The organism is Synechococcus sp. YX-04-1 (assembly GCF_030546365.1).
Taxonomy (GTDB): Bacteria; Cyanobacteriota; Cyanobacteriia; order PCC-6307; family Cyanobiaceae; genus Parasynechococcus.
On sequence record NZ_JAUONZ010000004.1, the window covers coordinates 13,094 to 32,300 of the forward strand.

The window sequence follows — 19,207 nt, forward strand, 5'->3', positions numbered from 1 at the left end:
CCCTTGAGCGGACCTACCCTCACCACCCCTGAACCCGCTCTGCCCACCGGCAGCAATCCGGAGGGGAAGCGCGGATTGGAAGCCGTGCTTCGCCTCAACGACTTCCGAAAACTCTGGCTGGGCCAGATCTTTTCCCAGCTGGCGGACAAGTTTTACATCGTGCTGATGGTCTTCCTGATCGATCAGCACCTGCTGCTGAAGGGGCAGGGAAGTGGCGTACTGGCAGAGATGGCGTCGGGTTACGGCCTTGACATCAGCACACGCACCCAGGTGATCACCCTGCTGGCCACAGGCATCTTTGTGGCGAACACCATCCCGGCCATGCTGCTGGGAACGGTGGCTGGGGTCTGGGCTGACCGCTGGCCCAAGCGTCGAGTGATGGTGGCCAGCAATGCCGTACGAGCCCTGTTGGTGGTGTTCGCACCGCTCTGTCTTCTGCCAGGGCCCGTCTGGCTTGGTCTCCCCTGGGGCTACTGGGGGCTAGTGGGCATGACCTTCCTGGAGTCGATCCTGACCCAGTTTTTCGCCCCCTCGGAACAGGCCACAATTCCTGTGGTGGTGCCGGGAGAACACCTGTTAGCAGCCAACTCCCTTTACCAAGCCACCAGCATGGGGGCCACGATCCTGGGCTTCGCCCTGGGAGAACCGATTCTTCGTGCCCTGCACAGCAGCCTGGCGATCCTCGGCATCGATGGCGGCGAGTTTCTGCTGCTACCGCTCTGCTATGGCCTCGCGGCCCTCAGCCTTTCGCGCCTGAAGCTGCAGGAAACTCCAAAGCCCGCCTCCAATACATCGGTGTGGGCGGAGATCGGCGAAGGATTGCAGGTTCTGCGCCGGGTGCCGTCGGTGCGCGGCGCCATGATTCACCTGGTGCTGCTTTACAGCCTGTTGGCGGCGCTCTACGTGTTGGCGCTCCAGCTGGCGGCCCTGATCGACAACCTGGGGGCTTCAGGCTTTGGTGCTCTGCTCGCGATGAGTGGTCTGGGCATGGCGATCGGAGCCGTAGTGATGGCCCAGCTGGGCCATCGGTTCAGCCGCCGCCGACTCACGGCAGCAGGCCTTGGAACCATCACCTGGACCTTGGTACTGCTCAGCCAACTGCGGGGATCTCTGCCCTTCACCCTGAGCCTCTGCGGCATCCTCGGCATTGGAGCAGCTCTGGTGGCGATACCAGCGCAGACCACGATTCAAGAAGAAACCCCCGAAACCGAGCGCGGCAGGGTGTTCGGACTGCAGAACAACCTGATCAACATCGCCCTGAGTCTGCCGCTGGTGCTGGCGGGCACCTTGGTGAGCAGCATTGGTCTTCAACCGGTGCTGTGGCTGCTGGCGGGATTGGCGCTGGTAGCGGCGTTGATCGAACGGCCGTGGCAACGCTGCTAACTTGCCATTTCGCCTGAGGAGGCCCAACCCGCTTGGCGCAGATTGCGTGGCTCGGCAAGAAGTCTCCCTTCTGCGGGAATGTGTCCTACGGGATCAGCACCACAGAAGCCCTGCGAAAACGCGGGCATCAGGTGCACTTCATCCATTTCGATAACCCACGCAGCCCAGAGCGCGACAACACTTCACTGCTGGCCAACGACCCGGACGTCAGCCTGCCCTATCTGGTCAAGTCGCAGGTTTATACGATCCCTTCCCCAGGGGCTCAGCGGGAGCTGAGGGAATCCCTGGAGCGGCTGCAGCCCGACCTGGTGCACGCCAGCCTCACCCTTTCGCCCCTGGATTTCCGCCTGCCGGAGCTCTGCCAGCAATTGGGCGTTCCCCTGGTCGCAACCTTTCATCCACCCTTCGATGCTGGCCTGCGCAACCTGACGGCGGGCACCCAACAGCTCAGTTACCAGCTCTATGCACCGGCCCTAGCCCGCTACGACCGGGTGATCGTGTTTTCACAGCTTCAGGCAGATTTTCTCGAGCGCCTCGGCGTTCCCGCCGATCGTCTAACGGTGATCCCCAATGGTGTGGACACCGACCGCTGGTGCCCCTCCAGCCCCGGCACCATTTCGCCGATGCATCAACAGGTGCGGCAGCGGCTGGGGCGAGAACGGATCGTCCTCTACATGGGGCGCCTGGCGACGGAGAAGAACGTTGAAGCCCTGCTGCGGGCCTGGCGTCTGGTCTCACCGGAGGGCTGTCGGTTGGTCATCGTCGGCGACGGCCCGCTGCGCAACAGCCTGATGAACCAGTTCAACGACGATCGAATCCACTGGTGGGGCCACGAGCCGAACTTGGACACCCGGGTGGCCCTGCTCCAGTGCGCTGAGGTGTTCATCCTGCCGAGCCTTGTGGAGGGCCTGTCGCTGGCCTTGCTGGAGGCGATGGCCACCGGAACAGCCTGCGTGGCCACCGATGCCGGTGCCGATGGCGAAGTGCTTGAGCATGGCGCGGGAATCGTGTTGAGCACCCAGGGCGTCACCACCCAGTTGCGCACGCTGCTGCCGGTGCTCAGGGACCAGCCGGTGCTGACGGCGGAACTGGGCCGCAAAGCCCGACTCCGCGCCTTGGCGCGCTACACGATTTCAAGCAACATCGACGCCCTCGAACAGCTCTATGCCGACCTGATGCTGACAGGCACAGTTGCCGCCTAAAGACGTCATTGGTAACACTTCATCAGAGTGAAAAGATCACCCGACTGATCACCAAAACGACAGATTATTAGGTCAAGCTCCCGCCAGAGACAAGTCAGAGAAAAACCCAAAAGAAGATCGCCCCGAAGACACAAAACTATCGATATATTTAAAAAAACTGATGAAGAATCACAGCTTCATGCCATCAAGCTCTTTCGAGAGACTGCAAACGCCAACACAACAAAGCCAAAACAAACGGCAAAGAGCGCAACATTCAGGCCTAAGACTTCACAAATAATTCCCAACACAAAACTGCCAACCAAGCCACCTAAAGCGCTTGAATTCTGCAGAACCTGCCATCGGGAGGGCAGATCACCAAAAGATTCAAGTCTTTCAACAAGTGAAAAGTCAGATGCACCAACCAAAGCTCCAATCACTGAAAACATCAAGATTGAAATAACGGGGATCGGGATCAGCTCAATCGACACCAACAGAAAAACTATGAGGATGTAACGCAGTGAAGCCTGCATTTTTGGAACAAATGCGACCAGCGATCGACCAACAGCATAAGCAACCAAAACCATTGCAAAATCAAAACACTTTCCACCGTCAATCTCTCTCACCCACAACGCCAACATGCCAAACAGAGAGCCAAGAACAACGCCCTGCATCAAACACAAAGAATTTGATTCAGACTTCTTTTTCACCGGAGTGGATGCTTCCTGGACGCCTGAAGCCTGACTAGAGCGATGCAAAAAATGAGCCATAGGGAACATCAAAGCCAAAGCAGGTATGAACTGACGAACCGCCGGAAAGAGAATGGCAGTCATCAAATTCCCAAGCAGAACACCTATCTCTTGACCGATCTGCAACCGTCTCATACTCACTCCACTACTAGCCATAATGCTTTTCTGGAGAGGAATATTTGAAACTTCTTGACCAATCCCATGCACAAAAATGGTCAAGAAACTTGCAATTATTAATGCAATTTTTGCAATTTGACTTTGACCATAAAAAAACGAACAAATCAGCAGCAAGGAGACCCCAAGAAGCTGAAGCCAATAACCACTCCTCCGGAAGCCAAGATTCATCAGAGCTGGCAGAGCACCAACAGCCGGAAGCAACCCATTCAGGAAGGGTGAACTCGTCAACCCGCTTACCATCCATGCACTCGAAGCGAGCAGGAGGGTGCTTCCAGCCTGAGATGTTCCCCATAGGATCGGAGCTGCAAACCGGGATAGCGACTGACTCATCGAAAGGAGCGGATCTTCAATCTCTCCATAGAATAGCCACAGAACTTCTTAAAATCTTCGACCTAAATAAAGACAATTTCAGGAACCATCTCATCAAAAATGCAGGCCAAGATGACTCATCTTGGCCTGCACAGAAGCCATCACATATGCGATAGATACGACACTGTTCGCCCTTTCTTTCACAACATGTTCAACCAGAGGCATCCCATACCCACACAACACTTGCAAGCCATGGCGACAGCCCCATTCCTCAGGCTCGATTCAAAACTTGACTCGGTGCGAGCCAACAATTCCAAGCAAGCTCAACAGACCTAACAATCAGCGCCAATCCAATCCAGGAACCCAGCCCAAAATCGCCGGAGTGACCGCGGCATATTGGCTGTAATCCGGATGCAGCGCCCGTAACCCCTGCTCCTCGAAGCGGGCTTTGCCCCGCAGCACCACCGCGAGGCTGACCAACAGCAACAGATGCAGCAGGCTGCCTGTGGCCAGAACCACTCCTGCGGAACACAGCAAAACGGCCCGATACAACGGATGCCGGCAGATGGCATATGTGCCTGTGGCGATCAACTGGTTCGACGGCTTGGGCGCCGGCAGCGGCGAAAGGCTTGCCCCAAGGCAGCGAAACGCCTCAATGGCTCGAAACAGGCCAAAAGCCAACAGCAGCAAACCCAGCCCAAACAAGGGCTTGGGCCAGATCGCCACACCGAAGCTGGCCGGAGCAGGCCAGACCGGCAGAAGATGGGCCGTGATCAGCAGGAGTTGGGCAAGCAGCCACCACTCACCCCGGCGGTTGTCCAACCAGCCGCCCCAACTGAAGCCCCAATCGGAGAACATTCACTCGCTCACCACCAATGTTCGGACGTTACGGCGCTGCACCAGACCCGCCAGAGTCTGCATGTCATCCCAACGAATCAAGCCGACACAGCCGAGTGTGCCGCTGTTGGCATTGCGGTTGGCACTGGGGTCGAGATGAATGCCCAGATGGCCTCGCCCCGTGGGGAACTGCGGTTCAATTCCGATCCAGATCGGTCCGAGCTCCCGCGGATCAGCGGGACCCAAGGGCTCCACCGGCCCGAGGCTGTAGCGACCGGCGGGGAGCGGCGCGCGGGTGCCAGAACGATGGCGATCGGCGTTCTGACGGTGGGCCCGACCGCTAACAGCATCGAAGTGCTGCACGGGCTGACCTGGGGTTTCCAGACGCAGGCTCCAGATGGGATCGCCCGTACGTGCTAACGATCGCGTGGTGCGGTTCAGCACCAACACCGACTCATTGGCTGGGATGGAGGTGGATAGCGACGTGGTTGGCACCGTGGATGCGGAGGCCAGATCCATCTCGGCCGCAGAACAGGGCGCTGCCAACAGCGCCAGCAGCTTCAACGCGAGACAAGACCGAACGACCACAGCAGCCAGGCAAACAGGCCGGAACCCTATGGGCGGTTTTTATTCGCCGAGGAAATAAAAGCCAGCACTCTCACCGTCCCCCCTGAGACACACCTCGAGAAAGGCTCAGAGTTCGTTTTCGGCCAGCTGCAATGCTTCAGCCTGCTTGGTTGGATCCAGGGCACAGCTGTCATCCAGCAGGCGCTGCAGGCGCGGGCTGACAGCAACCACCAGGGGATTCACCAGCACCCGCCGACTGATGCCCAACTCCTCGAGCGAGATCGCCAGGGCTTGCCTGGCCTGGCGGCGCGGAAGACGCCCCTTCTCGATCTGGCAGTCGCTGCTGGCCTTGGCCATGGCGGCATAGCCGCGAATTCGGCGGGCCAGCACCACCACGGCAACCCGCCGCTGAACCTCCGGTGCCAAGGGAGCATCCTCGGCAACAACAGCGATGGGTGCTGCCATGGACAGACCCAGCAGCAGCACAGCAAAGGAGCGATGGAGGCGCATCAAGATCTCCTGGAAGCCCCCTTAGTCAAGCCTGGGGAAACGCTGGGCGATGCTGCTGCCGGTGTACTGCGCCACCCATCCCTCGGGGTTGTTGAACCAACGCACGGCACAAAACTGGGGCTGAGAGCCCATGTCAAACCAATGACGGGTCCCGGCAGGGACCCGCATCAGGTCGCCCCGTTCGCACAGCACACTGAGCACCTCGGCACCGATGTGCAGCACAAACAAACCGCACCCCTCCACAAAAAAGCGCACTTCGTCTTCGGCGTGGGTGTGCTCCTCAAGGAACTTGCGGCGCAGGAGCTCACGATCAGGATGATCCGGCGTCATCCGAATCGCATCGACCGTGGCATAACCGCCATCGCCTTGAACCCGGGCAATCGCATCGGCATAGGCCTGGAGGATGGCGGTCTGATCGGCCAGTTCCGGCAGGCCCTGCTGCGCTGGCCATTGGTCAAAGCCGATGCCTCGGCGGCTGAGCTCCGCCTGAATCACCACTGGATCATGGCTCTCCAGCTCGGGCACTTGCTCATCTGGAGCATGGGCTGCGGTTTCGTCTGGAAAGATGCTGAGACGACTCATCGTCTGGACCCCGGGCGCATCGACTGCTGACCATCATCGATCCCACCACGACTGGGGGTCTCACGCTGGTGGGAGTCGGCCCCGGTGATCCTTCCCTGCTTACCCTGGCCGCCGTTGAAGCCATCCGCAAAGCGGAGGTGGTGGCTTACCCGGTGGGACGTCGGGGGGGCGACAGCATGGCCGCCAAAATCGCCGCCGCCTGGATCCGCAGCGATCATCAGCGCCTGCCGTTGTTGTTCCCGATGGTGGAAGCCGCCCAACCGCGTCGCTCCGCCTGGGGGGCAGCAGCACAGGAGCTGAAGCAGGCTGTCCGTTCCGGCCAACAGGTGGCACTGCTCTGCGAAGGAGACGCGTCTCTGTTTGCGAGCTGCAGCTACGTGCTGCTGGCCCTTCGTCAGGCATGGCCCGACTGTCCCATCAGCGTGATTCCTGGCATCACCTCCTGCTCAGCAGCCGCGGCTGCCGGCCTCTGGCCCCTCGCGCTGCAGCAGGACCGACTGCTGTTGCGCCCCTGCCCCGACACGCCTGAGGAGCTGGAGCAGGTGCTGGACACCGCCGCGGCGACGGGGCAAGTTCTGGCCCTGCTGAAGCTGGGCCGGCGCTGGAGTTGGGTACAACCCCTGCTGAAGCGGCGTGGTCTGCTGCAGCAAGCGCTGTTTGCCGAACAGGTCGGCTGGCCCGACCAGCAGATCTGTTGCGCGGATTCAGTCGCGGCCGAACCCCGCCCCTACTTCTCGCTGCTGCTGATCCGTCAGGGATGGCCGGAGGTTTTGCCCTAGGCCAGCTCTCGGCTGCGTTCCGCAGCAGCGACAACCGCTTCGATCAAGGCGGAGCGCAAACCAATGCGTTCCAACGCGCGGACGCCGGCGATCGTGGTACCCCCTGGCGAGGTGACCATGTCCTTGAGCTGGGCAGGGTGCAAATCACGACGGTCCAGCAGCTCAGCTGTTCCGGCCAGGGTGCGGTGGCTCAGCCTCAAGGCCAGGTCCCTGGGAAGACCGGCTGCAACAGCTCCATCGGCCATGGCTTCCGCTACCAGGGCCACAAAGGCAGGGCCCGAAGAGGTGAGGGCCAGGAAGGCATCGAGCTTGGCTTCCGCCAGCTCCAGCACTTCACCCACTTCGGCGAACAGATGCCGCACCTCGTCCCGTTGCCCTTGGTCGATCCCTTCCCCCCAGGCCAGAGCTGTCAAACCAGCTCCCACCAGCGCAGGGGTGTTGGGCACCGCCCGCACACAGCGATGACCGGGAAACAAATGCTGGAGCCGCGCCAGAGACACCCCCGCCAACACAGAGATCAGCAGCGGTTGACCCGCAACAGGTCCCGCAGCTGCTGCAACTGCATCCAGTTGTTGCGGCTTCACCGCAAGCAGCTGCACCGGGGCCTTCCAGACCTGTTGAGCAGAAGGATCGTCAGCAGCAACCAGACCGATACCCGCCGGCAAGGCCCCACGCCTTTGCTCAAGCGAGCCAGATCCTCCGACGACCGCCAACAGCTGGTCGGCAGGAATCTGTCCACGCTCCAAAAGAGGAACAACAAGGGCCTGAGCCATTCGACCCAGGCCGATCACACCGAAAGCGGGCTGCACGGGGGGCTTCAGAGAGCAGCTGCTCCCCATGCGGGCGAGGGTGCGCTGGCGGATTCGTCGACATCCGCCACATCGGCCTCACGGCTGACCACCGTTGGAGCCGAGGTTTCGTCTTGACCAGTGTTGGTCACGGTGACGCAGCTGGGGGCGAACAGGAAGATGCTCTCGCCGACGCGCTCCTGATGTCCATCGATCGCGAAGGTGCCACCAGCAACGAAATCAACAGCACGTTGTGCCTGGTCGGGCTCCATCATCGTGAGGTTGAGGATGACGGTTTTACGCTCCCGCAGAGCCTGGATGGCCCGAGGCATTTCATCGAAGCTGCGAGGTTCCATCACATTCACCTCGGACGCGGCATTGCTGATGCCGGGCATGCCGATCACGTTGGATCCAGGCAGATCACCACCGAGATCAAACGGGTTGGAGTCACCAATGGTTGCCAACGCACCACCGTCAGCCTGCAGGGCGCGCTGATCCTGGTCGTCTTGCTCGTCGTCATAGGCGAAGTCATCCAATTCGCCATCGAGATAGTCATCGCCAGCGACGACGGCACGGAGACGGGAGATCAGCGACACCTTGGGATTCCTCTCGGTCTGAATGTGGTTCGAAAACCATGTACCTGGATACCGTTTTCGCTGCGGCGGGGCAAGTCAATTCGCAGCGTCTGTTGACACCAATCTCGGGCCGAACAGTGCCGAACCGATCCTGAGCCAGGTGCTGCCTGCTTCAGCAGCCTCTTTCCAGTCCGTGCTCATCCCCATCGAGCACTCCGCCAAGGCAAGCCGATCCGCCAAGGCACGGCAGTCGGAAAACAAGTCCTTGCGCTGCTCTGCGGCCATGTCGAGCGGCGCCATGGTCATCAGGCCCGAGATCCGCAACCCCGGCAGAGCCTGGAGGTCTGACCAAATGGCGGCGAGTTCATCGGCCGACAGCCCCCCCTTGCTGGGATCAGGGCGCAGTTTCACCTGCAGCAGAACGTCAGGCTGACGGGCCTCCTCCACAGCGATGCGCGACACCCGTTCGGCCAGCGACAGGGAATCCACCGAGTGAATGACATCGAAGGCCTTCACCACCGGCCGCACTTTGTTGCTTTGCAGGCGACCGATGAAATGCCAGCGCAAGTTCAGATCGACCAGCTCCTCTTGCTTCGGCAGAGCCTCCTGAACGCGGCTTTCCCCGAAATCAAATTGACCAAGCTCTGCCACGCAACGGACAGCGGCTGCTGGGTGCCCTTTGCTGACGGCCAGGAGCCTGGCGGAGGAAGGACGGTCGAGATTGAGTGCCTGCCACCTCGCAGCGAGTGAATCGGTCAAGGGCTCAGATGAACGTCTGATCGAACAACTGAGTCCAGGAGTCCAGATCCTCTGACCCATTCCGCCGGCAGCGGCCCAGGTGCACCTCAGCGTGGTGACGCGCGTCTCCGTAGGGAATCACTTCAAACTGGGCGCCACGGGGCTGCAGCGTGACCAGGAAGAACATGCGCTGGGCATACAACGTGGCGTAGACGTCGCGGCCCTCACCAGCCGGAGCCACCCGATAGAGCATCCCGAAGGTGGGGTGATTCAGATATCGCTCGGACGCCATGCCCTAATCGATAGTCATGAAGCACCGTACTGACCCCGAAGCCCGATCACCAACACCAGAGCGATCATCGCCAGGCCATTCAGCAGGGAAGCAGGACGATCGGGAGGCATACGGAAGTACGAAGGACCGAGAATTCGACCACCACGGGCGACTAGAGCATCGGCTCCCTGCTCAGCTCTGAGAAGGATGTTGGCGAGCAGCCGCTCTCCGACGGCCAGCACCAAACCGAAACCGGCCTTGAACCCCAACTGGCGCAGGTTGACGGCACGGCTGGCGAGGGAGCGCAGCAGATTCTGGAGCTCCTCCTGAACCAGAGGCAGAAAACGAAGCGCCAGCAGCAGTTGAAACCCCAGCCGCTCCACAGGACACCCCAACCACTTCAACGGAGCCAGGCACCAACTGAGGGCCCAGACCAGATCCTCTGGAGGGGTCGTGATCAGCATCAGATTGACGCTGTGAATCACGGTGAAAATCAAGGTCGACGTTCGCAGCCCCAGCACCGCCGAGGCCCGATCCACCACCAAAGGGCCCAGCTGGAGACCACCAATCTGCAGGGGGCCGAGACGCAGAAGGTCCCAGGCGGGGCCTTCCGTCTCGAGCCCCGGGAGCTCGGCCGGATTGCGCAGAGGGAAGGCCGCAGGGGGATCCACAGCAGGTAACAACATCGACAACAGGCCCACCACAAGTGCCAAGGCCGTCAACAAAACAACAGAACGCCACCACAGCGAGCGGGCCAGACCACTGCCGAGGGTGATCAGCACCAGAGCCACCACCAGGCCAACACGCCAGAGAGGTCCTGCCAGGACAGGCGTGAGCAGAAATACAAGGGACCAGGCCAGCTTCAGCCGAGGGTCCAAGCGCCGAAGCCAACCGGTGGAGCCATCGACGTATTGGCCCATGGGGACCTGGCGCAACCAGTCCATGGCTCAGCCTTTGCGACTCTGCTGACGGGCCAGGTCGCGCTCGGCATCACGCTGCTGCTTGCCTCTCCAGAACAGGCGCAGCGGGCTGCCATCGAAACCGAGACCCTCGCGGATCTGGCGCTCGACATAGCGCCGGTAGGTCTCTCCGAACAATTTGGGGTCGTTGACAAACAGAGTGAAGCTGGGGGGCCGACTGGCCACCTGGGTGCCGTAGTACAGCTTTCCTTGGCGGCCACCACGGGTGGTGGGGGGACTGCGCCAACTCAGCGCTTCCTTCAGCACCTCGTTCACAACGGACGTCGTAACGCGGCGGCGGTGCTGCTCAACAGCCAAGGCGGCCAAAGCAAAGATGCTCTCCACCCGCTGGCCCGTGAGCGCCGAGGTGAACAGCATCGGGGCCCAATCAAGGAAATAGAGCTTGGAGCGCAGCTCCTTTTCCATCGCCGTCATGGTGTGGCTGTCTTTTTCCACGGCGTCCCATTTGTTGACGACCACCACGCAGGCACGGCCGTCCTCTTCAATGCGGCCCGCTAGGCGCTGATCCTGCTCGGTTACCCCATCGAGGGCATCGATGACCAGAACACAGACATCACTGCGCTCAATGGCCTTGAAACTGCGGTTGATCCCGAAGAATTCCGGGCCGTAGTTGACGCTGCGACGCCTGCGGATGCCCGCCGTGTCCACCAGGCGCCAAGGACGATTCTCACGAATGATGCTGGTGTCAATCGTGTCGCGAGTGGTGCCTCGGATCGGGCTGACAATCGCCCGCTGCTCACCGCAGATGGCATTCAGAAGGCTGGATTTCCCGACATTCGGCCGTCCGATGATGGCCATCTGAATCGGCTCCTCCTCATCACCCTCCTGATCCTTGGGAGGCAAAAAGGTGAGCACCTGATCCAGCAATTCTCCGGTGCCGGCTCCGTGAATGGCCGAGATCGGATGGGGTTCACCCAGGCCAAGACTCCAGAATTCGCCAGCCATCGCCAGGCCCTGTTCCGGCGACTCGCACTTGTTCACCGCCAGAAGCGTGGGACAGCGGTGACTGCGCAGAAATTCAGCGATGGATTCGTCAGCGGCCGTGAGCCCCTGCTGACCGTCCACGATCACCAGAGCCACACTGGCTTCCTCGAGCGCAAGAGCCGCCTGCTCCCGGATCTCCGGCAGGAACTCACTGTCGTCGTCGAACACCAGCCCACCGGTGTCAACGACCTTGAATTCGCGATCGCCCCAATAACCATCCTGGTAAGTGCGATCACGCGTCACCCCAGGCTGATCGTGAACGATGGCTTCGCGGCTGCGGCACAACCGGTTCACCAAGGTCGACTTACCGACATTGGGGCGTCCGATGATTGCGACGACGGGACGCGCCAAGGGTCTGCTCAGGCCAATCTTTCACCCTACAGAGATGCCTTAAACCCCTCCGGAACCGAAATTCTTTCGGGGCGAGACAAATGAGTCTCACCTGAGACAGCTAGGGCGGGTTCAGAGTGTTCCCTCGCCATGCTCGAGCTCGTCGCCAGTCTTGTGGTCGACCTTTCCGACCAACGCCTGACCGTCTACAACAGCGACCAGGAAGTGGTCCGTGTGATTCCAGTCAGCACTGGTAAGGCCTCAACGCCAACACCGATCTTCGATAGCAAGGTTTATACGAAATACCGCTCCACAACGATGTATGGGCGCACCTACACCGTTCCAGGGGTGCCGTTCACGATGTGCGTCAGTGCGAACGAGGCCATCTGCCTGCACGCCGCCCCCTGGCAGGAGAACGCAGGGCAACCCTTCGGCGTGCCCCGCAGCCATGGCTGTGTACGCATGCCGATGAACCACGCCCGTTGGTTGTTCCACAACACACCGAAAGGCACACCCATCACGATTCAGGCCTGAGTCAGCCCACCGGCAGATCACCGGGGTGCCCCTGCACCGGATCAACTGGAGGCGGAAGCTCTGGCCCTAAGGGTCCCTGCTCAGGCAGGGGTTCGTCCTGCAGCGCCAGCCAGGCCAGCAGCCAGTTCACCGCTGTGGCTCGCCGGGTGCGACGGGGGTACAACTCACCGATCCGGTACCCCGCAAAGTTGAGCTGTTGCTTCAGCAGCTGCTTGTGTTCCTTGGGAACCGAGCGGGTCAAACGGACCGACGCCGGACGCTCGGCGATCAACTCGGGAGCCTGGGGGAAGGCGTCGGCCCACTCGGAGGGTGTATCGGGGCCGGCGCACCACTGCGGTTCGGCAGGCCGATAACCCAAACGTTCCCAAACCCTTTCGCAGACAAAGCGATCGCTGCAGCGGTCTTCGAGGATCTGCAACAGCAACGAACGACTGAGCGGCCAGGTCATGTCGATTGCGTTGTGCAGCATGGACCCATGATTGCTTCATCCCCTCTGCAGCTTCCCGGCAATGGCATCGCGCGTCAGCTGCGCTGCCGTGTTCTGCAATCTCCGCTTGCGGGGGTGAGCGATCGGGTGTTTCGTGGCCTGGTTCGACGATGGGCTCCTGACGCCCTGCTGTTCACCGAAATGGTGAATGCCACCAGCCTCGAAATGGGGCATGGGCGCTGCAAGGTGGAGTCACTGACCGAGGAATCCGGCCCCATCGGCGTGCAACTGTTCGACCATCGCCCCCAGGCCATGGCCGATGCGGCACGGCGGGCCGAAGCCAGTGGAGCCTTCCTGATCGACATCAACATGGGCTGCCCTGTGCGAAAAATTGCCCGCAAAGGGGGCGGTTCCGGGTTGATCCGTGATCCAGAACTGGCCATTCAGATCGTGGAAGCAGTGGCGGGTGCCGTGGCCGTTCCCGTGACTGTGAAGACGCGGCTGGGTTGGTGCGGAAGTGATGCCGATCCCGTGCACTGGTGCCAGCAACTGGAACAAGCCGGCGCACAACTGCTGACGCTGCATGGACGCACCCGCGAGCAGGGCTTCAAGGGAGCTGCTGACTGGACCGCAATTACCAAAGTCCGAGAAGCCCTCACGATCCCGCTGATCGCGAATGGCGACATCGACAGTCCAGACGATGCCCTGCGCTGCCTGAATCAAACTGGCGCAGCGGGGGTGATGGTGGGCCGAGGCACCATGGGAGCCCCTTGGCTGGTGGGACAGATCGATGCCGCACTGGCCGGGCGTGCGATCCCTTCCACGCCCAACCCGTCGGCACGGCTTGCACTGGCCCGCGACCAACTGGACGGCCTGGTGCAGGATCGCGGCGACCATGGGCTGCTGATCGCCCGGAAACACATGAGCTGGACCTGCACAGGTTTTCCAGGCGCTTCGCGACTGCGTCATGACCTGATGCGGGCCCCCACACCCGCCCAGGCCAGGGACCTGCTGACGCAGCAGATCGACGCCCTTGCCGCGTCCGCTTGACTGGACACCGCGACAATCAGGGCGTGGAGCCTGCAAGCGGTAAGGACAACACCACGCTTGATGCCCAGGCCTGGCAGCGCTGGCAGTCTGGCCACGCCAGCGCCGAAGAGATCGAGCATTGGCAGCAACAACTCCACCAGCAGCTTCCGCAGATCCCGCCAGAGCTGCTGGATCCTTCACTGCTGCCCATCGCCCTGTTGCGCGACCCAAGCCAGTGGTCCCCTGAAGACAGCGGGCTGGCTCCGGTCGATCTGTTGACATCCCACAGGGATCTCACGCACGCCAACCAACTGCTTTCCAGCGGCCGCCTGCGCGAAATCGCCCTCGGCCACCGCAGCCTGTTCACTGATCTGCCGCCAGTTCACCTCCAGGCCTACCGGGATGGGCTGAGACCAGTGGCATGTCAGGACGGCCTCAGCGCTCTGGAGCACCTAGGCGGCATCGGCCGTCAACGCTTCCAGCGAGGACTGCCCCTTGGCAAGGATCTCGATCGGTACCAGCCCCCCGCTCCAGACCCAGGCCCAAGCGAGTTCATTCCTTCAGCGGCCTCGATGCTGGTGGTTTTCCACCCAACCCAAAAAGAAGCTGAGGCCAAATCAGCTCGCACCTCACATCCAGAAGGGTGGGGCCAGATCCGGCACGCCTCCCTGGAGGATCCCTCTGGATGGAGCGGAGCGCCGGCCCCAGACGACGAGACCCTCGTCAGCTTCTGTCATGACAGTGATCAGCTGGATCCCCAGGCGGCCCTGCGCATGGCCCAGTGCGCAGCGAAAAACCCTGCAGCGGTCTTGCTCACCAGCGATGAAACCCTGTGCTGGAGTGACGAACCAGGCATTCCGGCGGGGAACCGCCAGAGCAGAACAGCGATCACACCATTTCGCCTGCTCTGCCGGGGATGCCTCGGCGGCCTGGTGACGATCCGCTGTTCAACGCTGCAACAGCTGACGCTGCCGGCATCCACCAGTTCGCTGCACGCCCTGCTGCTGGATCTGGCGCTGCAGATTTGCCGCCGCGGCGACGCCGTCGCCCACTGCCCGGAAGTGTTGCTGCAGCGATCCATACGGGCGAACCCGACCGTGCCCGACGTTGCCTCCCCCGCCGACCGCCAGTGTTGGTCACCGGAGCTCAGCGCTGAAATCCTGGCGATCACCCAGCGACACAGCCCAAGCTTTCTGGTGCCCGGTGGGCAGCTCACTCCCGTTGATTCGCTGAGCGCCTGCCATCAGCTGCAACTCCGCACCGAACCCACCGTTCTGGTGTCGGTTCTGATCCCGTTTCGCGACCGGGTGGATCTCACCCAAAGCTGCGTCGCGTCCCTGCGCTGCTGCGCCGGAGCTGTGAGCTATGAGCTGATCCTGATCGACAACGGCAGTGAGGAAGCCGCCACCAAGGCCTGGCTGGACGAACAAGCGCAGCTCGATGACGTGTGCGTGGTGCGGGTGGATGAACCGTTCAACTATTCGCGGCTCAACAACATCGGCCGACGCCACGCTCGTGGCTGCCATTTGTTGCTGCTGAACAACGACATCGAATTCCGATCCGCCGAGGTGCTCCAGGCCCTGCTGGACCCATTCGCCTACCGCGGCACCACTGCCGTGGGGGCCAAGCTGCGCTACCCCGACGGGAGCATCCAGCATCAAGGGGTCGCCCTTGTAAAGGGGGAACGGCGCTGTGTGGTGGAGCCTGGCAAACACCTGCACAGCGCTCCTGTGCTGGCCACCCTCACACCCCTACTGGTGCAGGAGGAATTCACCGCAGCAACCGGAGCCTGCCTGATGCTCCGCAGCAGCGATTTCGATCGCATCCAAGGCTTCGATGAAGATCTCGCCGTGGTGTTCAACGATGTGGATCTCTGCCTGCGTTTGAGGCAGAGCGGTGCTTCGGTGGTGGTGACCCCCTTTGTTGAGATCGTTCATCACGAATCGATCAGTCGCGGCAAAGACCGCGAAGGCGCGGCACTGGCACGGCATCAACGGGAGTCCGGTCATCTAAGGGCCAAGCACGCCAGGTTGTTTGCCGCTGGAGATCCCCTCACCAGCCAATGCATTCACCCCCACAGCAATCGCTACCAACCCAGGGATCCTGTGCCGCGCTCCAAAGGTCCGGTGGCCGATGCCGTGCTGATGCACTGGAGGGATCCGAACTTCCAGCCCAGCCGCCAACGACCGATTGTTGTGCTGGCGCATTTTTCAGCCAACAACCGTTTTCGAGACGACCTCTTCCACCTGATTGACGAGTACCGGCGCTTCGCCGATGTGATCGTTGTGTCCTCGGCCAGCGGGCTGCGCTGGCACCCGCGAACCCTGCATCAGCTGCGCCAACGCTGTGCCGCGATCGTGATCCGGCGCAATCAGGGGTACGACTTCGGCAGCTGGAAAGCAGCACTCAACCTGCACAGGCAGGAGATTGAGCAGGCGGCGTTCCTGGTGCTCACCAACGACAGCTTCTGGGGACCGATCACTCCCCTCGACGATCTGTTCCAACGCCTGCATGCAAGTTCAGCGGACGTGATTGGACTGACGGACGATCTGATGTACGAGCCCCATCTGTCGTCGGCCTTCACGGCTTACAAACACAAGGCACTGCAGTGCCCAGCCTTTGGCCGTTTCTGGGAGACATTGCAGATCTGGCCCCGCAAACGGGACCTGGTCAAACAGTGCGAAGTCGGCCTGCCGGTGCAGCTGCAGGCAGCGGGGCTAAGGCTCGAGAGCCTCTACACCCACAACGCCAACGGCAATGTTCTGCACTACGACTGGAAGCACTTGATTGAGCAACGCGGCTTCCCCTTCCTCAAGGTGAGCCTTCTGCGGGACAACCCCACCAGGCAACCCGTCGACACCTGGCCCGAGGTGATCGGCCAACGCAACCCTCAGCTAGCGGCCAGCATCCAACGACAACTGCGGCCCAAACCAGGATTGCAGCGGATGTTTGAACGGCTTCGCCGTCGAGGGAACGCAAGTGATCGCAGGGGGTCTCGTGCTGTAATAGCGCCGACTTCACGCCGGTGAGCCAGCTGATGAGCACCGCATCCAAGCGACGGGGAATCATCCTGGCTGGCGGAAGTGGCACGCGGCTGCACCCGATCACCCAGGCCGTCAGCAAACAGCTGTTGCCGGTTTACGACAAGCCGATGATTTATTACCCGCTCAGCACCTTGATGCTGGCGGGGATTCGCGAGGTGCTGATCATCACCACCCCCCACGACAGGGAGTCTTTCCAGCGCTTGCTCGGCGATGGCAGCCGCTGGGGCATGACGGTCGAGTACGCCGTGCAACCAAGCCCGGACGGATTGGCCCAGGCGTTTCTGATTGGTGCCGACTTCCTGGCGGGCCACCCCGCTGCTCTGGTGTTGGGGGACAACCTCTTCCATGGACACGATCTGGTGCCCCAGCTTGTGAACAGCAACGCTCAAGCCCAAGGGGCGACGGTCTTTGCTTACCCCGTCAGTGATCCCGAGCGTTATGGCGTGGCCGAGTTCGATGCCGATGGCCGCGTGCTGAGCCTGGAGGAAAAACCTCAACAGCCCAAGAGCCGCTACGCCGTCACGGGTTTGTACTTCTACGACGACAGCGTCGTGGAACGTGCCCGCCAGGTGAAGCCTTCGGCGCGCGGCGAGCTGGAGATCACCGATCTCAATCAGATGTATCTGGACGAAGGGCGGCTACGGGTGGAGCTGATGGGCCGTGGCATGGCCTGGCTCGATACCGGCACCTGCGACTCCCTCAACGATGCCGGCAGCTACATCCGCACCCTGGAACACCGTCAGGGGCTCAAGGTGGGGTGCCCGGAGGAGGTGGCTTGGCGCCAGGGCTGGATCACAGCCGAACAGCTGAATCAGCTGGCGCAGCCCTTAAAGAAGAGTGGCTACGGCTCTTATCTCCTCCAGATGCTTGAGGAGAGCGTGAGCGATCACGCGGCCCTGCAAACCAGCCTGGAAGTAAGCCATGCAGTTTGAACAACTCACAACTCCTTCTGGCGCGTTGATGCAGGGCCCCCTGCTGATCACGCCCCAGGCCTTCGGCGATGACCGTGGCTGGTTCTACGAAAGCTGGAACCAGCGCAAGTTCGATGAAGCCGTCGGCGAATCGGTGCTCTTCTCGCAAGACAACCACTCCCGCTCGGTCCGGGGTGTGCTTCGGGGACTGCACTATCAGCTCGCACCGGAACCCCAGGCCAAGCTGGTGCGTGCCACGGTCGGATCGATTTACGACGTCGCCGTCGACATCCGGCGCGACTCGCCCACCTACGGCGCTTGGGTCGGCGCCGAACTGAGTGCCGAAAACAAAAGCCAACTTTGGATTCCCGAAGGCTTCGCCCATGGCTTTCTCACCCTCAGCAGCGTTGCTGAAGTGCAGTACAAGGCACGGGGGTTCTGGAACAAAGCTTGTGAACGGGCCATCGTCTGGAATGACCCGGATCTGCCCATTGCCTGGCCGATCGATCGGCTAGAAGGCGGAGAGGTGAGCCTCTCTGGCAAAGATGCCGAAGCGCCGGGGTTCAAAGCCGCTGAAGCCGCGGGAGACGTTTTCCCATGAAGGTTCTGCTCACTGGAGCTGGCGGTCAGCTGGGCCAGGCTCTGATCGCTTCCGCCCCTGAGGGACTTGATCTGGTGGCCACCAGCCGGCAAGATCTCGACCTGGCTGACCCTGAAGCCTGCCGTACGGCCGTTGAGCAGCATCGGCCTGACTGGGTGCTCAATGCTGGTGCCTACACAGCAGTGGACAAGGCCGAGTCGGAACCGGAGCTGGCCCATGCCGTAAATGCCGGGGCGCCGGAAGCCTTCGCCCGCGCCCTGGATCAACAGGGGGGCCGCCTGCTTCAGATCAGCACAGACTTTGTCTTCAATGGAACCCAAGGGAAGCCCTATCAACCCATGCAGGCCCGCGACCCTCTCGGCGTTTACGGGGCCAGCAAAGCTGCTGGAGAAGCGGCGGTCCAAAACGTGTTTGGAGCAGAAGGACGGGGCCTGATCCTGCGCACCAGCTGGGTGATCGGGCCCGTCGGGAAGAACTTCGCCCTCACCATGCTTCGCCTCCACCGCGAACGGGATCAACTGGGTGTTGTCGCCGATCAAGTGGGCTGTCCCACCAGCACCCTGAACCTGGCACAAGCCTGTTGGCAAACCCTTCAGATCGCTGGTAAGCGCGAGTTGCCAGCTGTGATGCACTGGAGTGATGCCGGCGCCGCCAGTTGGTATGACGTGGCGGTGGCCGTTGGTCAAATCGGTGCTGACTTGGGGCTCGTCGACACCCCCGCTGAGGTAAAACCGATCACCACAGCGGACTACCCAACCCCTGCGGAACGTCCGGCCTATTCCCTTCTCGACTGCACTGCCACCCGAGCAGCTCTGGACCTCAACGGCGAGCACTGGCAGCAAGCTCTGCAGGCTGTGTTGCGGCAAGCCAAAACGCCATGAAGGGCCACTGAGTTCAACGCGCCAACCCCAAACAACGCCCCAC

Annotated in this window: 21 protein-coding genes; 9 read left to right on the forward strand and 12 right to left on the reverse strand. The window is 61.5% G+C overall.

The window, feature by feature from the left end; all coding sequences use genetic code 11:
* The first annotated feature begins 3 nt into the window (after positions 1 to 3).
* Together Q3Y53_RS07905 and Q3Y53_RS07910 are read left to right on the forward strand one after the other, a co-directional pair.
* Positions 4 to 1,383 (forward strand): MFS transporter, encoded by a 1,380-nt coding sequence (locus Q3Y53_RS07905; RefSeq protein WP_303534854.1) that lies wholly within the window; start codon positions 4 to 6, stop codon positions 1,381 to 1,383.
* 32 nt (positions 1,384 to 1,415) lie between these two features.
* On the forward strand, positions 1,416 to 2,585 hold the full coding sequence (locus Q3Y53_RS07910; protein WP_303534856.1) for a glycosyltransferase family 4 protein: 1,170 nt from the start codon (positions 1,416 to 1,418) through the stop codon (positions 2,583 to 2,585).
* 176 nt (positions 2,586 to 2,761) lie between these two features.
* Here Q3Y53_RS07910 and Q3Y53_RS07915 read toward each other — a convergent pair whose 3' ends face one another.
* From Q3Y53_RS07915 to Q3Y53_RS07935, 5 genes are all read right to left on the reverse strand, one after another.
* On the reverse strand, positions 2,762 to 3,655 hold the full coding sequence (locus Q3Y53_RS07915; RefSeq protein WP_303534858.1) for a hypothetical protein: 894 nt from the start codon (positions 3,653 to 3,655) through the stop codon (positions 2,762 to 2,764).
* 480 nt (positions 3,656 to 4,135) lie between these two features.
* The gene (locus Q3Y53_RS07920; protein WP_303534860.1) at positions 4,136 to 4,654 is read right to left on the reverse strand and encodes an isoprenylcysteine carboxylmethyltransferase family protein; all 519 of its coding nucleotides are present in this window, start codon (positions 4,652 to 4,654) and stop codon (positions 4,136 to 4,138) included.
* Positions 4,655 to 5,221 carry a L,D-transpeptidase gene (locus Q3Y53_RS07925; RefSeq protein ID WP_303534862.1) on the reverse strand — a complete coding sequence of 189 codons (567 nt, stop codon included), beginning with the start codon at positions 5,219 to 5,221 and terminating at the stop codon, positions 4,655 to 4,657.
* 105 nt (positions 5,222 to 5,326) lie between these two features.
* Positions 5,327 to 5,710 (reverse strand): hypothetical protein, encoded by a 384-nt coding sequence (locus tag Q3Y53_RS07930; protein WP_303534865.1) that lies wholly within the window; start codon positions 5,708 to 5,710, stop codon positions 5,327 to 5,329.
* A 21-nt stretch (positions 5,711 to 5,731) separates the two neighbouring features.
* Entirely contained in the window at positions 5,732 to 6,292 is a 561-nt protein-coding gene (locus tag Q3Y53_RS07935) for an acireductone dioxygenase (RefSeq protein WP_303534867.1), read from the reverse strand.
* A gap of 68 nt (positions 6,293 to 6,360) precedes the next feature.
* Here Q3Y53_RS07935 and cobI point away from each other — a divergent pair, with 68 nt between their 5' ends.
* Positions 6,361 to 7,071, forward strand: a complete 711-nt coding sequence (gene cobI / locus Q3Y53_RS07940) for a precorrin-2 C(20)-methyltransferase (protein ID WP_303534868.1) — start codon at positions 6,361 to 6,363, stop codon at positions 7,069 to 7,071.
* Here cobI and proC read toward each other — a convergent pair.
* From proC to der, 6 genes are all read right to left on the reverse strand, one after another.
* On the reverse strand, positions 7,068 to 7,880 hold the full coding sequence (proC, locus tag Q3Y53_RS07945) for a pyrroline-5-carboxylate reductase (RefSeq protein ID WP_303534870.1): 813 nt from the start codon (positions 7,878 to 7,880) through the stop codon (positions 7,068 to 7,070). The two genes, cobI and proC, sit on opposite strands and share 4 nt — an antisense overlap.
* An 8-nt stretch (positions 7,881 to 7,888) precedes the next feature.
* The gene (locus Q3Y53_RS07950; protein WP_226425286.1) at positions 7,889 to 8,455 is read right to left on the reverse strand and encodes a cell division protein SepF; all 567 of its coding nucleotides are present in this window, start codon (positions 8,453 to 8,455) and stop codon (positions 7,889 to 7,891) included.
* A gap of 75 nt (positions 8,456 to 8,530) precedes the next feature.
* Entirely contained in the window at positions 8,531 to 9,193 is a 663-nt protein-coding gene (locus Q3Y53_RS07955) for a YggS family pyridoxal phosphate-dependent enzyme (protein ID WP_226425285.1), read from the reverse strand.
* A gap of 4 nt (positions 9,194 to 9,197) precedes the next feature.
* Positions 9,198 to 9,464 carry a PipX family protein gene (locus tag Q3Y53_RS07960; protein WP_186493710.1) on the reverse strand — a complete coding sequence of 89 codons (267 nt, stop codon included), beginning with the start codon at positions 9,462 to 9,464 and terminating at the stop codon, positions 9,198 to 9,200.
* A 14-nt stretch (positions 9,465 to 9,478) separates the two neighbouring features.
* Positions 9,479 to 10,387 (reverse strand): energy-coupling factor transporter transmembrane protein EcfT, encoded by a 909-nt coding sequence (locus tag Q3Y53_RS07965; RefSeq protein ID WP_303534875.1) that lies wholly within the window; start codon positions 10,385 to 10,387, stop codon positions 9,479 to 9,481.
* A gap of 3 nt (positions 10,388 to 10,390) precedes the next feature.
* Entirely contained in the window at positions 10,391 to 11,758 is a 1,368-nt protein-coding gene (gene der, locus Q3Y53_RS07970) for a ribosome biogenesis GTPase Der (protein WP_226425283.1), read from the reverse strand.
* A gap of 129 nt (positions 11,759 to 11,887) precedes the next feature.
* On the opposite strand from der, the gene Q3Y53_RS07975 reads away from it, so the two are divergent.
* A complete protein-coding gene (locus Q3Y53_RS07975; protein WP_303534878.1) occupies positions 11,888 to 12,271 on the forward strand; it encodes a L,D-transpeptidase in 384 nt (127 codons plus the stop codon).
* A gap of 1 nt (position 12,272) precedes the next feature.
* Here the strand turns inward: Q3Y53_RS07975 and Q3Y53_RS07980 are convergent, their stop codons facing one another.
* Positions 12,273 to 12,740, reverse strand: a complete 468-nt coding sequence (locus Q3Y53_RS07980) for a DUF1823 family protein (protein WP_303534880.1) — start codon at positions 12,738 to 12,740, stop codon at positions 12,273 to 12,275.
* A gap of 6 nt (positions 12,741 to 12,746) precedes the next feature.
* Between Q3Y53_RS07980 and dusB the strand changes: the two genes are divergently transcribed.
* The 5 genes from dusB to rfbD are packed head-to-tail and all read left to right on the forward strand — an operon-like array spanning position 12,747 to position 19,164.
* Positions 12,747 to 13,748, forward strand: coding sequence for a tRNA dihydrouridine synthase DusB (dusB, locus tag Q3Y53_RS07985; RefSeq protein WP_303534882.1), 1,002 nt, complete (start codon positions 12,747 to 12,749; stop codon positions 13,746 to 13,748).
* Positions 13,745 to 16,756 (forward strand): rhamnan synthesis F family protein, encoded by a 3,012-nt coding sequence (locus Q3Y53_RS07990; RefSeq protein WP_303534884.1) that lies wholly within the window; start codon positions 13,745 to 13,747, stop codon positions 16,754 to 16,756. Before dusB ends, Q3Y53_RS07990 begins: the two co-directional genes overlap by 4 nt.
* 8 nt (positions 16,757 to 16,764) lie before the next feature.
* Positions 16,765 to 17,703: a glucose-1-phosphate thymidylyltransferase RfbA gene (gene rfbA / locus Q3Y53_RS07995; protein ID WP_303534886.1), complete on the forward strand. Its 939-nt coding sequence runs from the start codon at positions 16,765 to 16,767 to the stop codon at positions 17,701 to 17,703.
* Entirely contained in the window at positions 17,693 to 18,283 is a 591-nt protein-coding gene (gene rfbC / locus Q3Y53_RS08000; protein WP_303534887.1) for a dTDP-4-dehydrorhamnose 3,5-epimerase, read from the forward strand. Before rfbA ends, rfbC begins: the two co-directional genes overlap by 11 nt.
* On the forward strand, positions 18,280 to 19,164 hold the full coding sequence (gene rfbD / locus Q3Y53_RS08005; protein WP_303534888.1) for a dTDP-4-dehydrorhamnose reductase: 885 nt from the start codon (positions 18,280 to 18,282) through the stop codon (positions 19,162 to 19,164). The genes rfbC and rfbD overlap by 4 nt, the downstream gene beginning before the upstream one ends.
* Positions 19,165 to 19,207 lie beyond the last annotated feature (43 nt).

Bases quoted from the DNA above. Each gene is read 5' to 3' on its own strand.
- Q3Y53_RS07915 (WP_303534858.1), bottom strand. From the start codon at position 3,655: ATGAATCTTGGCTTCCGGAGGAGTGGTTATTGGCTTCAGCTTCTTGGG.
- Q3Y53_RS07920 (WP_303534860.1), bottom strand. From the start codon at position 4,654: ATGTTCTCCGATTGGGGCTTCAGTTGGGGCGGCTGGTTGGACAACCGC.
- Q3Y53_RS07930 (WP_303534865.1), bottom strand. From the start codon at position 5,710: ATGCGCCTCCATCGCTCCTTTGCTGTGCTGCTGCTGGGTCTGTCCATG.
- Q3Y53_RS07935 (WP_303534867.1), bottom strand. From the start codon at position 6,292: ATGAGTCGTCTCAGCATCTTTCCAGACGAAACCGCAGCCCATGCTCCA.
- Q3Y53_RS07960 (WP_186493710.1), bottom strand. From the start codon at position 9,464: ATGGCGTCCGAGCGATATCTGAATCACCCCACCTTCGGGATGCTCTAT.
- Q3Y53_RS07965 (WP_303534875.1), bottom strand. From the start codon at position 10,387: ATGGACTGGTTGCGCCAGGTCCCCATGGGCCAATACGTCGATGGCTCC.
- Q3Y53_RS07975 (WP_303534878.1), top strand. From the start codon at position 11,888: ATGCTCGAGCTCGTCGCCAGTCTTGTGGTCGACCTTTCCGACCAACGC.
- Q3Y53_RS07980 (WP_303534880.1), bottom strand. From the start codon at position 12,740: ATGCTGCACAACGCAATCGACATGACCTGGCCGCTCAGTCGTTCGTTG.
- dusB (WP_303534882.1), top strand. From the start codon at position 12,747: ATGATTGCTTCATCCCCTCTGCAGCTTCCCGGCAATGGCATCGCGCGT.
- rfbA (WP_303534886.1), top strand. From the start codon at position 16,765: ATGAGCACCGCATCCAAGCGACGGGGAATCATCCTGGCTGGCGGAAGT.
- rfbC (WP_303534887.1), top strand. From the start codon at position 17,693: ATGCAGTTTGAACAACTCACAACTCCTTCTGGCGCGTTGATGCAGGGC.
- rfbD (WP_303534888.1), top strand. From the start codon at position 18,280: ATGAAGGTTCTGCTCACTGGAGCTGGCGGTCAGCTGGGCCAGGCTCTG.